Source organism: Bradyrhizobium sp. MOS001 (assembly GCF_004634465.1).
Classification (GTDB): Bacteria; Pseudomonadota; Alphaproteobacteria; order Rhizobiales; family Xanthobacteraceae; genus Bradyrhizobium; species Bradyrhizobium barranii.
The window spans coordinates 1-10,871 of the sequence record NZ_SPVJ01000084.1; the positions used below are offsets into that span (position 1 = coordinate 1).

11 protein-coding genes and 2 pseudogenes are annotated in these 10,871 nt (G+C 63.3%); 4 read left to right on the top strand and 9 right to left on the bottom strand.

The window, feature by feature from the left end:
- Positions 1–280: pseudogene (locus tag CT676_RS41655) on the bottom strand (ABC transporter substrate-binding protein); the annotation flags it as partial.
- Between the two features lie 234 nt (positions 281–514).
- Between CT676_RS41655 and CT676_RS46365 the strand changes: the two are divergent.
- Entirely contained in the window at positions 515–916 is a 402-nt protein-coding gene (locus CT676_RS46365; protein ID WP_343287585.1) for a LysR substrate-binding domain-containing protein, read from the top strand.
- Positions 917–919: 3 nt separating this feature from the next.
- Here CT676_RS46365 and CT676_RS41665 read toward each other — a convergent pair whose 3' ends face one another.
- From CT676_RS41665 to CT676_RS41695, 7 genes are all read right to left on the bottom strand, one after another.
- Positions 920–2,650, bottom strand: a complete 1,731-nt coding sequence (locus CT676_RS41665) for an FAD-binding protein (RefSeq protein ID WP_135217133.1) — start codon at positions 2,648–2,650, stop codon at positions 920–922.
- A 9-nt stretch (positions 2,651–2,659) separates the two neighbouring features.
- Positions 2,660–3,478: a TIM barrel protein gene (locus tag CT676_RS41670; protein ID WP_135217134.1), complete on the bottom strand. Its 819-nt coding sequence runs from the start codon at positions 3,476–3,478 to the stop codon at positions 2,660–2,662.
- Complete coding sequence (locus CT676_RS41675; protein WP_071917613.1) at positions 3,478–4,134, bottom strand: hypothetical protein; 657 nt, start codon at positions 4,132–4,134, stop codon at positions 3,478–3,480. Before CT676_RS41675 ends, CT676_RS41670 begins: the two co-directional genes overlap by 1 nt.
- A 13-nt stretch (positions 4,135–4,147) precedes the next feature.
- Positions 4,148–4,642: a type II 3-dehydroquinate dehydratase gene (locus tag CT676_RS41680; RefSeq protein WP_135217135.1), complete on the bottom strand. Its 495-nt coding sequence runs from the start codon at positions 4,640–4,642 to the stop codon at positions 4,148–4,150.
- A gap of 30 nt (positions 4,643–4,672) precedes the next feature.
- Complete coding sequence (locus CT676_RS41685) at positions 4,673–5,953, bottom strand: TRAP transporter large permease subunit (RefSeq protein ID WP_071915796.1); 1,281 nt, start codon at positions 5,951–5,953, stop codon at positions 4,673–4,675.
- A 22-nt stretch (positions 5,954–5,975) separates the two neighbouring features.
- Entirely contained in the window at positions 5,976–6,485 is a 510-nt protein-coding gene (locus CT676_RS41690; RefSeq protein ID WP_071915797.1) for a TRAP transporter small permease, read from the bottom strand.
- Positions 6,486–6,560: 75 nt separating this feature from the next.
- A complete protein-coding gene (locus tag CT676_RS41695) occupies positions 6,561–7,580 on the bottom strand; it encodes a TRAP transporter substrate-binding protein (RefSeq protein WP_135217136.1) in 1,020 nt (339 codons plus the stop codon).
- Between the two features lie 227 nt (positions 7,581–7,807).
- Between CT676_RS41695 and CT676_RS41700 the strand changes: the two genes are divergently transcribed.
- Genes CT676_RS41700 through CT676_RS41710 form a run of 3 tightly spaced genes read left to right on the top strand, consistent with a single transcriptional unit; the run spans position 7,808 to position 10,562 of the window.
- A complete protein-coding gene (locus CT676_RS41700; RefSeq protein ID WP_135217137.1) occupies positions 7,808–8,467 on the top strand; it encodes a GntR family transcriptional regulator in 660 nt (219 codons plus the stop codon).
- A gap of 50 nt (positions 8,468–8,517) precedes the next feature.
- Positions 8,518–9,690 carry a Xaa-Pro peptidase family protein gene (locus CT676_RS41705; protein WP_135217138.1) on the top strand — a complete coding sequence of 391 codons (1,173 nt, stop codon included), beginning with the start codon at positions 8,518–8,520 and terminating at the stop codon, positions 9,688–9,690.
- The gene (locus CT676_RS41710; protein ID WP_135217139.1) at positions 9,687–10,562 is read left to right on the top strand and encodes an SMP-30/gluconolactonase/LRE family protein; all 876 of its coding nucleotides are present in this window, start codon (positions 9,687–9,689) and stop codon (positions 10,560–10,562) included. Before CT676_RS41705 ends, CT676_RS41710 begins: the two co-directional genes overlap by 4 nt.
- A gap of 12 nt (positions 10,563–10,574) precedes the next feature.
- Here the strand turns inward: CT676_RS41710 and CT676_RS41715 are convergent.
- Positions 10,575–10,871: pseudogene (locus CT676_RS41715) on the bottom strand (hypothetical protein); the annotation flags it as partial.

The window sequence follows — 10,871 nt, forward strand, 5'->3', positions numbered from 1 at the left end:
CGTTTTTCGTCATGAAATCGTTCACTGGCATATCGCGCATCCTGGCGGCGACGGTCGGACCATCCAGCGTGCCTGCCGCCTTGACCGCTTTGAGGTAGTGCATCACCGCGCCATATGTGCCGGCGTGAATCATGGTCGGGACCTTCTGGGTCTGCGCGATGAAGCGCTTCGACCACGCCCGCGTGTCCTCGTTCTGGTCCCAATAGAACGCCGAGCTCAGCATCAAGCCCTGGGCGCTCTGGAGCCCGAGACTGTGAATGTCGGCAATGAAGACGAGCAGTCACCGCTCCTGAAGATACTCAGGCTTGAGGCGCCGGCGATCGACCTGATCAAGCCGGTGACACGGATCGACCTCGCCGAGCAGATCGACCTTGGTCGCATCGACGTTGCGATCGGCGTCTTCTCGGATTCGCCGAGCCGCTTCGGGACCTCGCTGTTGTTCGAATATGACGACGTGCTGATCGTGGGCGGAAAGCGCAAGCTCGGCCGGATCGACAACGCGGCCCTGGCGCGCATGCCGCTGGTCGTTGTCTCCTTCGGCGGCGAGCAGGAGGGCGCGATCGGAGGCTTCATCTCCGAGCGCGGTCTCGCCAGGCGGTCGGAAATGTATGACCGCGCGGCCCTCGAACGGGCATTGTCCGAAAGCGACCGGCCGCCGCGCATAACTGTTTCGCTGCCGCATTTCCTGGCCCTGCCCGCCCTGCTCGCGGACTCCGAACTCGCGGCGATCGTTCCGCGTCCATTGGCACGCGCCTTCGAACGCGCGCACGCGGTCACGATATACGAACTGCCCTATGCCACAACCCCGGTCGAGGTGCGGCTATTGTGGTACGAACGCATCGAGGGCGAGCCGGCGCACGACTGGCTTCACGATGTCCTCCGGCGCGCGACCGAGGAGCTCAGGCGGGGGCGGTAGCATCTAGCGCGGCGCCAGATCGAGAAGCCCGCGTAGCTTTCCCGCTGCGTCCATCGCGGCGCACCAGCCGAAGACCATGGCCGGGCCGATCATGGTGCCCGGCCCCGGATATGTGCCGCGGAAGATCGAGGATGAATCGGTCCCGACGGCGTAGAGACCGAATAGAACCGTGCCGTCGCGAGACAATACGCGAGCGCAGGAATCCGTGCGTAGACCGGCGCTGCTGGCGAGGTCCGAGGGCCATACGGCGACGGCATAATACGGTCCTGGGCCGATCCGGCGCAGACAAGGGTTCGGCTTGCTCCGGGCGTCGCCATTGAACCGGTTCAATTCGCTTGAACCGCGCCCGAAATCTTCGTCGACCCCGCTCTCGGCATACCGATTGTATCGTTCGACCGTTTCAGCAAGCTGATCTGGATCGATAGGGATTTTCTGTGCCAGCTCTGCGATCGTTTCGGCTTCGATCAAATAATTGGTTTGCAAGAACTCGGTCAGGTCTTTGGTCCCGGGATGAACCAGTCCGATGCCAAAATCCTTGATGAAGGCCCTGTCGCAGATCAGGAAAGCCGGCGTGGCTGACGAGGCAGATGCGTTCGAACGCAGCATCGCGGCGACGAAGTCGTGATAGGAGTCCGCTTCGTTCACGAAGCGTCGGCCGGATTTGTTGACGGCGAGCAGGCCCGGCTTGGCGCGATCGAGCATGATGTGCGGGAAGACCGAGACGTGGCCGTCGGCTTGCGCCATCACCGAGCTCGGCATCCACAGGGCCGGGCTCTCGAGGTCACGCTCGATGATGGCGTTGACACGCTCGGCGGCTTGGATTCCGTCACCTGTGTTGGATGAGGGCGCGAGCGAAAAGCGGCGCGCAGCATCTGGAAACAGCCGCTCGCGAAGCTCGCGGCTCCAGCCGATGCCGCCAGTTGCCAGCACCACGCCCTTGCGGGCGCGTATGGCGACCTCTCCGGTCGGAGACGTGAGGACCGCACCGACGATGTCGTCGCCCTCGCAAATGATCTCGCGAAGCGCCGTCTCACATCGCAGCTCGACGCCGGCGCGGCGGATGCTGTCGAGCAGTCGTGCGACCAGCGCATTGCCCATGATCAGGCGCGTTCCTCGCTTGTGGCGCAGCCGATCCAGCGCATGCCGGGCGAGAAGGCCGACGGCGTGTCGAAAGTTGGTCCAGTTGCGGAAGGGCGCCAGCAGCGCCGGAATGTCCGCCTTCCCGACCATCATGCCGCCGAGGACCATGAATTCGCGACGTGGCGGCCTGACTCGCACGAAATCGTCGCCGAGCTCGCGGCCGTCGAACGGCACGGCTCCGAGCGCGCGACCGCCGATCGCAGCGCCACGAAGCTGCTTGTAATCGGGATGGACCGGCGGTGCCGCGAACTTCACGCTCGTCTTCTGCTCGAGATAATCGAGAACGATCGGGCCGGCCTTCAGGAACATATCCACGCGCTGGTCGGTCGCGTGCTCGCCGAGCATCGCGGCGAGATAGGTCCGCGCGGCCTCGACCGTATCAGGCGTTCCAGCGCGCCGCCCTTGCCGGTTGCCCGGGATCCAGACGGTGCCGGCGGAGGTTGCGGTCGTGCCGCCCACCATGTCCGACTTCTCGCTGAGGATAACGCCGAGCCCTTCGAGGGCGCCGACCAGCGCCGCCGTCATGCCCCCCGCACCTGCGCCAATGACCAGCAGGTCGGTCTCGATGTCCCAGACGCGATCGGCTTGCGGCATCCCACCCTCTTACGAAGCGGCGCGCGCCCTCTCGACCACGGCCCTGCCCGCCGCGAGCGCCCGGCGTGCCCGTGTTACGGCATCGACGGTCTTCGCCAGCTGAACGGTCGGGACCTCGATGCTGATGGTCAGGCTGTCGGGCATGGCTTGTGTCAGTCCGACGAGATCGATGCCGCCCTCGCCTGGAAACATCCGTTCCTCGCGTGCGGCATGAATGAGCTGCTCGGTCGTCGCCGGGCGTTCGGCCGGACCGTCGCAGAGTTGCCAGTAGTGAAGCTGCTTCGCCGGGATAGCCTTGATATCCGCAAGCGCGCTTTGCGATCGATCGAAATGCAGCGCATCGACCAGAACGCCGGCCGCGGGGTGATCGATATCGGCGACGATCCGCATCGCGGTCTTCAGGTCCGGAACGCTGGTCCAGGGCATGAATTCGAGATCGGATGTCAGGCCGTGCTGTGCAGCCGCTTCGCAAAACTGCCGGTAGCGGTCCGAGAACCGTGCCAGGTCCGGATCGTAGGCCGCAACGAGAATATGTTTGGCGCCGAGGCGCGCGCCCGCCTCGAAGAAGGGCGTGAAGGACGCGACGTCCGTCGCCGGCCTGAACGCGACGACTTCGAGATCGGCGACGGTCACGCCCGTCGACTGCAACCGCTGCAGCGTCTCTCGCATCTGCGGCGCATCGTCCATCAGGCGATAGGCAATTCCGCCTTGCGTCGCGGGCAGCAATCTGAGCCCGACTTTCTCGTAGCCGCAGCGGGCCGCCAGCTCGATCATCTCGGGCGGCGCGAGATCGAGCACGGTCAGGGCAGCGAGCGAGAAGACGGCCATCAGCCGAAGTCCGCGATGCGGGCGTCGAGCGCGAACATGCCTTGGTAGACTTCCGGCTCGCTCGCCCGGCCCAGGATGTCGGGCGCAATCGCGCGCGCCTGCTGCAAGGCGGCCTGCAACGCGGCGACGTCGAGCGCCTCGATCAGCAATAGGCCTGCGAAAAAGCCCTCGTCCTTTCGCATGCCCTTTTCGGCAGTCGGCACCGATGTGCGCGCCTCGTCGGTCGCGCCGATCTGAATGGCGGCAATTCCGTCGCATGCAACGAGCGCCTCAGCCAGTTTTCGGGCGTCCGCGGGCAAAGCCTCGATCCGCAGCGCCATGATCGTGGCGCCCTCGCCTCGCCCCGCGCGCGCGACCATGATGCCCCCGCCCCGCATGAAATTGCCGAGCTTTGGCATGATGCGCTGCGACCAGGGCGTCGGCGCGTTGAGGCGCGCGAGGTACGCTTCGCCGTCGAGCACCTCGGGCGCATCGAGCTCGTACAGGATGAAGAAGCGGTTGATGTCGTCCCTTGCCGCGCGGAAGACGCGCACCCCGCGGAAGCCCTTGGTCGTCACGCGCTCGGTGGTGTGCTCGCGCGTCAGCCAGTGCCGGTAATCGGTCAGGTCGTGCGCCTCGACGTCGCTCCAGATGGCGAGAAATCCTGCACCGCGCATGTTGCTCTCCTCCTTACGCCGTGGCAGCGGCGGCAAGCCCGTGCAAGGCCTGCGGAATGGTTTCAGGCAATTGTCCAAGCCGTTGAACGGCTGCCAGGATCGCGGCGAGATAGCCGTACGGACCCAAGCCGCAAATAACCGACGTGCAGGCACTCGACGTGATCGAGTGGCGGTGAAGCTCGTCCCGGGCATGGATGTTCGAGATATGCACCTCGATCTTGATACCCTCGAAGATCTTCAGTGCGTCGATCAGCGCGATCGAGGTGAAGGAATAGGCCGCCGGATTCATGATGATCGCATCCGCCTTGCCATGGGCGGACTGGATCAGATTGACGAGCTCACCCTCCATATTGGTCTGGTGGAATGAGATCGATACGCCGAGCTGGTCGGCCAGGGCCTGGCAGCTGTCCTCGATCTGCTTCAGCGTCGTCCGGCCGTAGATGTGCGGCTCCCGGATGCCGAGAAAGTTCAGATTGGGTCCATTGAGGATCATGATCTTAGCGGCCATTGTTCGCCTCTCCTTTGTCGACATATGTGACTAGCCGCCGAACCATTTCGCCGGAATCGTCACCAGTCCCGGGAATAGCACCATCGCGAACAGGACGATCAGTTGCGCGATCATGAACGGCCAGACGCCCTTGATGATATCCTCCATGCTGATCCTCGAGACGCCGCAGACGACGTTGAGCACGATGCCGACCGGTGGCGTGATCAGGCCGATGGCGTTGTTGATGATGAAGAGGACGCCGAAATAGACGGGGTCGATGCCCGCCGCCTTGATGATCGGCATCAGGATCGGCGTGAGAATGAGGATCGTCGGCGTCATGTCGAGCGCCGTCCCCACGATGACCACCACGACCATGATCGCGAGCATCAACAGCGTGTTGTTGCCCATGAAGGGCTTCAGCAGGGTCACGACCTGTGCGGATATCTCGGACACGGTGATGAGCCAGGACGATACCAGCGCCGCGGCGACAAGGAACATCACGATGCTCGTCGTCACGGCAGAGGAGACGAAGATGGCGTAGAGCTGCGACAGTTTCAGTTCACGGTAGATGCAGGTCGCGACGAACAGGGAGTAGACGGCGACCACCACCGCGGCTTCCGTCGGCGTGAAGATGCCGAAACGCAGGCCGACCACGATGATGACCGGCAGCATCAGCGCCCAGAAGCCATCGACGACGGCCTTGATGATCTCAGCCCCCGAGGCTCGCGGCGGCGGCGTCAGGTTCTCTTTCCGCACCACCCACGCCCACGCCATGCAAAGCCCAGCGCCGAGCAGCAGCCCGGGCACGATGCCGGCCAGAAACAGTTTCGAGATCGAAACGCCCGCGGCGACGCCGAAGATGACGAAGCCGATGCTGGGCGGGATGACGGGGGCAATGATGCCCCCCGCCGCCACGAGACCCGCCGCATAGGACTTCTTGTGCCCTGCCGCAACCATCATCGGCACCAGCAGAGCCGCGAGCGCAGCCGCATCGGCCGCGGCCGAACCCGAGAGCGAAGCCAGGATGCAGGACGCGAGGATCGTGACGTAGCCAAGCCCCCCGCGGAAATGGCCTACGGCAACGAGCGCGACATTGACGATACGCTTGGCCAGGCCGCCCTTGTTCATGATCTCACCCGCGAGCATGAAGAAGGGAATGGCCATCAGCGGAAAGCTGTCCGCGCCGTTGATGACATTCTGCGCCACGATCTGGGCGTCGAACATGTCGATCGTGCTCATCAGGGCGACGCCGCAGACGATCAGCGCAAAGGCGATCGGCATGCCGAGCGCCATGGCGCCGAGCAGCGATAAGGTAAAGACGGCGATCGTCATAGCGTGATCCCGATGGTCAGCATCAGTGCTCTTCCGATTCCTTGACTGCCACCATATCGGCCTCGCTGGCCTGTCCCGTGAGCACGCGGACGAGGTCGTAGAGAAGGATGACTGCGGCCGATACGCCGAAGATCACGCCGACCGCGTAGAAGATGGCCATCGAAAGGCCGGTCGCCGGCGCGCGATCGTCGATGTTGATGATGGTCTGGCGCCAGCTGCCCGAGAGCAGCAGCCAATCGGCAAACAGCATCAGGCAATAGTTGATGATGAAGCAGATGCGTTTTCCGTAAGCCGGCAGCATGCGGACCAGGCTGTCGACGCCGAGATGCGCGTGCTCGCGCAGCGCGACGATGGCGCCGAGGAAGGTCAGCCAGACCAGCAGCCAGCGCGACAGCTCCTCCGAAATCGTGATGCCGGAGTTGAAGCCGTAACGCAGGACGACGTTGCCGAACACCAGCACCACCATCACTGCAAGACACGCGGCAATGACGGCTTTCAGGAACGTGCAGTAGAGGTCAAGAGCTCGCGCCATGCGTGACGTCCGGGCAAATGAGGGGTGTGAGCCGGCCAATGGCCGGCCCCGCCGCCTGCGTGATGGAGACGTCGGCTACTTCACGTCCTTGCGGATGCGCTCGACCTCGTCGTTGAAGAGCTTCACCGTCTCGGACCGAAGATTGGCCGAGATCTTGTCCACGACCGGCTGCACTGTCTTACGCATGCGATCGGTCTCTTCAGGTGCGATCGCATTGTACTGCATGCCCTTGGCCTGCAATTCCGCCAGCGCCTTTTCGGTCTGAAGGCGCGTCTGCTCCTTCTGGTAGTCGCGGCTCTCTGCATAAGCCTCGCGCATCAGGCGCTGCTCGGTCGGCGACAGCTTGTCCCAGAACACCTTGCTCACCAGAATGATGTTCAGGGTGAAGGTGTGGTTGGTCGCGGAGACGAATTTCTGCACTTCGTAGAATTTGTTCGAGAGAATGACCGTGTAGGGATTCTCCTGGCCGTCGACGGTGCGGGTCTCGAGCGCTGAATACAGCTCGCCGAAGGCCATCGGGACCGGATTGGCCTTAAAGGCGCTGAAACTTTCGAGATAGACCGGGTTCGGAATCACGCGAAGCTTGAGCCCGCTGAAGTCCTCGACCTTCGTGATCGGGCGGGTGCTGTTGGTGACATTGCGGAAACCCAGGCCCCAATAGCCGAGACCGATCAGCCCCTTCGAGGGCAGCGTGTCAATCATCGCGTTGCCGAATTTCCCGGTCGCGAGCGCGTCGGCCTGCTCGGTCGTGTTGAAGAGGAACGGGAAGTCGACGAGGCCGAATTCCGGAATGACGGTTGCGAGCGAGGTGGTCGAGGCCGACAGCATCTCCTGCGTGCCGCCGCGCAGTGCCGATTGCTGCTGCAACTCATTGCCGAGCTGGGAGGCTGCGAACTCTCGCACCTTCATCTTGCCCCCGCTCTTCGCCAGCAGGATCTCGGCAAACTTCTGCACGCCAAAGCTGACAGGGTGATCGGTGTTGTTGAGGTGGCCCCACCTGATCGTCCGCTCCTGGATGTCGTCAGCGGCGGATGCGCCGACCGTCAGCGCCACGCAGATCGCCGTCGCAGACAGCGCCCGTATCAACAAGCTCATCGTTTCCTCCCTGTTCACCGGGGCACGAACGGCGGCTTAAGGCCTTGTTTTCCGTACGCTCCGTTTATTTACACATCATACATATATTTCCATGTCAAACGACAAAATCAATTTCATATGAGATTTCAGTAGACGTCATGTGTCGTCGGTCTGCTATATTGCTGGCAACATTGATGGTTCGGCCGCAGCACGGCGGGCCGGCAATCCGGACAGCGGGACTAGAGCGCATGACGACACTCGAGGAACGGCCAATGTCGGCAGGCGACAGCGGCTATCAGCGCATTCGCTCCGACATCATTTTCGGCGTGCTCACGCCTGCCGGGCGTCTCAAGCTCGATGCCATGAAGGAAGATTACGGCGTCAGCATCTCGACGCTGCGCGAGATCCTCAATCGCCTCACGTCCGAGGGTTTTGTGGTCGCCGAAGGCCAGCGCGGCTTCGAGGTGGCGCCGATCTCGATCCAGAACCTGCGCGAGCTCGCCGAGCTGCGCATCCTGCTGGAGCATCACGCGATGGCCGAGTCATTCCGGGCCGGCGACGTCGAGTGGGAGGGCCGCGTCGTGTCCGCGCATCACAAGCTGGCGGCGACCGAACGCACCGTCCTCAAGGAAGGCGACGATCCCGAGCTGCGCAAGCGCTACGACGGCGAATTCCACCAGGCGCTGATCTCGAGCTGCGGGTCGCGCGAGTTGATGCATACCCATGCGATCGTGTTCGACAAATACTTCCGCTATGCGCTGCGCTACCGCGGCACGGAGACGATCAACCAGCACAAGGCGTTGCTGGAAGCCGCTCTGAAGCGTGACATCAAGAGCGCCAGGGCCGTTCTCAGCGACCACATCAATGGCTGCGTCGCGCATGCGCTGTCCTCCTGGAAGGACAGCTGACCGCCTTCGCCCGCCCAAGAGATCAAGTCGTCAGCGAAGAAGAACGATCAATGAGTTCGAAAATTCCGTTCTCCACGGCAAGGCTCGACGGCCTGCTCGACGATTTCGGCATCGACGTGCTGATCGTCACCGCGAAGCACAACATTCAGTACCTGCTCGGCGGTTACTATCACTTCCAGTTCGATTACATGGAAGCGATCGGCATCAGCCGCTATCTGCCCATCTTCGTCTATTTGAAGGGCGCCCCGGAGAAGTGCGCCTATGTTGCCAACCGGAACGAGCGGGACAGCGTCGAGAACAGGACCGGCGCCGGATACTGGATGCCGCCGGCCGTATTCGGATCGTCGACCTCGGTCGAGGCGATGGCGCTCGCGCTCAGGCATGTGAAGGCGGTCGCGACGCCGGCGCTGCGTGTCGGCGTCGAGATGTCGTTCCTGCCCGTCGATGCCGCCGATGTGCTGCGTCGGGATCTCCCCGATTGCCAGCTCGTCGAGGCGATGCGCCCGCTCGAGAAACTGCGGTCGATCAAGACCGCAGCCGAGCTGGAGATCCTGCGCGAAGCGTCCGAGCGCGTGGTCGCCTCCATGATGGATGCGGTGAACCACGCCCGGCCCGGACACAGCAAGCGCGAGATCATCGGGCATTTGCGGCAGGCCGAATTGTCCCGCGACATGATCTTCGAATACGCCCTGGTGACGATGGGAACGAGCCTCAACCGGGCGCCGTCCGAGCAACGTCTCGAGCGCGGCGATATCGTGTCACTGGATTCGGGCGGGAATTACAAAGGCTATATCGGCGATCTCTGCCGGATGGCCATGCATGGGGCGCCGGACGGCGAGCTCGTCGATCTGCTCGGCGAAATCGACCTGATCCAGCAGGCGGCCCGCGCTCCGATCCGCGCCGGTCTCATCGGCGCCGATATCTACGCTGCAGCGAACGAAGCGCTTGCGCGGTCTCCTCACGGCAAGCACATGCACTTCGTCGCCCATGGCATGGGCATCGTCAGCCACGAAGCGCCGCGCCTGACGGCGAGCGGACCCATTCCCTACCCCGCCGACGACGCCAATGCGCCGCTTGAGGCCGGCGTGGTCATCTCGATTGAAACCACGCTGCCTCACAAGCGACGGGGTTTTATCAAGCTCGAGGATACCATCGCCGTCACCGCCGATGGTTATCAGGCCTTTGGCGATAGCGCGCGCGGCTGGAACCGGATTCCGGAATGACTGCGAAAACGATTCCCGCGCACAGGGTCGAGACCGCGGTCGCCAGCGCGGACATTCTTGGCGAAACGCCGCTGTGGTGCGACCGGTCCCGCAAGCTGTGGTGGATCGACATCGACGGCCGGCTTCATCAATCCTTCGATCCCGCGACGGGCGCCCATTACAAAGCCTCCTATGATTGCCAATTCCTCGGCAGCCAGGCCCTGACGTCAGACGGTTCGCATCTGCTCGCGCAGGACTTGACCCTCCACCATCGCCAGACCGTCGTCGAGGTCGAACGCGGCCTGGACAACCGCCTCAACGACGGCCGCGTGGACGCGCGCGGCCGCCTGTGGATCGGCACTATGGACAATCAATTGCACCGGCCGAACGGCTCGCTGTACCGCGTCACCGGAGACGGTCAGGTGACGCGCCTGTTCGACGACGTCATCGTGTCCAATGGGATCGCGTTCTCGCCCGACAATCGGACGTTCTATTTCACGGACACGCGGCGTTACTGCACCTGGGCGTTCGACTTCGATCTCGACGACGGCCTGATCAGCAACAGGCGCCTATTTGCGGATTACAGCGCCTCCGGAGAAAGACCTGACGGCGCGTGCGTTGACGTCGATGGCGGGCTGTGGACGGCGTTCTTCTCGGGCGGTCGGGTGGTGCGTTATCGGCCTGACGGGACGATCGACACGGTCATTCCCCTGCCTGTCACCAATCCGACCTGTCTTTGCTTCGGAGGAAGCGATCTCAAAACGCTGTATGTGACGACGGCCAGAAAATTCCTGGATCGGCAGCAGCTTGACGTCGAGCCGCAGGCCGGCCATCTCCTGGCCATTGACGGCGTCGCGCAGGGGCTGCCGGAACACCGTTTCCGGATCGGTTAGTTCCGAGGGATCCTACCGCGCGAGCAGCAGCTCCAACTGGCCCCGCGCCTTCTTCACGGCCGCCGCGAACCAGCTTTGACCTGGCGCCTCCTTGGCAACGCATTTTCTGTAGGCGTCCATGGCCTGGTCTTCCTTGGCCATGGAATCCTCCGGTGTCTTCCTCGCCATCATTTGCTTCCAGACTTTTTCGCAGGCCGGAATCTCGGCCGTCTTCACCGCATTGGTGACAGCGAGAAAGAAGACCTTGTCGCCCTGGATCGCGACGACGTCGATTTCATGGGGCGGCCCCTTCAGGTCGCCATTGCCGCG

Bases quoted from the DNA above. Each gene is read 5' to 3' on its own strand.
- CT676_RS41670 (WP_135217134.1), bottom strand. From the start codon at position 3,478: ATGGCCGTCTTCTCGCTCGCTGCCCTGACCGTGCTCGATCTCGCGCCG.
- CT676_RS41710 (WP_135217139.1), top strand. From the start codon at position 9,687: ATGACTGCGAAAACGATTCCCGCGCACAGGGTCGAGACCGCGGTCGCC.
- CT676_RS41685 (WP_071915796.1), bottom strand. From the start codon at position 5,953: ATGACGATCGCCGTCTTTACCTTATCGCTGCTCGGCGCCATGGCGCTC.
- CT676_RS46365 (WP_343287585.1), top strand. From the start codon at position 515: ATGCCGCTGGTCGTTGTCTCCTTCGGCGGCGAGCAGGAGGGCGCGATC.
- CT676_RS41700 (WP_135217137.1), top strand. From the start codon at position 7,808: ATGACGACACTCGAGGAACGGCCAATGTCGGCAGGCGACAGCGGCTAT.
- CT676_RS41675 (WP_071917613.1), bottom strand. From the start codon at position 4,134: ATGCGCGGTGCAGGATTTCTCGCCATCTGGAGCGACGTCGAGGCGCAC.
- CT676_RS41690 (WP_071915797.1), bottom strand. From the start codon at position 6,485: ATGGCGCGAGCTCTTGACCTCTACTGCACGTTCCTGAAAGCCGTCATT.
- CT676_RS41680 (WP_135217135.1), bottom strand. From the start codon at position 4,642: ATGGCCGCTAAGATCATGATCCTCAATGGACCCAATCTGAACTTTCTC.
- CT676_RS41705 (WP_135217138.1), top strand. From the start codon at position 8,518: ATGAGTTCGAAAATTCCGTTCTCCACGGCAAGGCTCGACGGCCTGCTC.
- CT676_RS41665 (WP_135217133.1), bottom strand. From the start codon at position 2,650: ATGCCGCAAGCCGATCGCGTCTGGGACATCGAGACCGACCTGCTGGTC.
- CT676_RS41695 (WP_135217136.1), bottom strand. From the start codon at position 7,580: ATGAGCTTGTTGATACGGGCGCTGTCTGCGACGGCGATCTGCGTGGCG.